This is a genomic window from Vibrio sp. DNB22_10_4, from assembly GCF_052879755.1.
The window spans coordinates 1-254 of the sequence record NZ_JBNNXW010000097.1; the positions used below are offsets into that span (position 1 = coordinate 1).

The following is a 254-nucleotide window of genomic DNA, read 5'->3' on the forward strand; positions in this document are numbered from 1 at the left end:
TATCTCTCCTGGCTGCTCAGTGCGCACGCGGCTTTTTTCCTGCTGCGTTGGCTCGCGCGCGGCGCGGCACTGCGCCAGTGCGCGCTTCGGGCTTGTTGTCACTGGTATCGGGCTGCTCCAGCGTGTGCAGGATCGGGCAGTCGGGCCGTTCGTCGCCGGCGCAACACCGGATCAGCGCCTTGAGCGTCGCGGCCATCTCCAGCATGCTCTCGATGCGCCGGTCCAACTCGTCGATGTGTTGCTGGGCCAGACGC

The 254-nt window shown here is 66.9% G+C and carries 1 pseudogene; it reads right to left on the reverse strand.

The annotated features are described in order from the left end of the window. Positions 1–16 precede the first annotated feature (16 nt). Positions 17–254: pseudogene (locus ACVA6Q_RS24815) on the reverse strand (hypothetical protein); the annotation flags it as partial.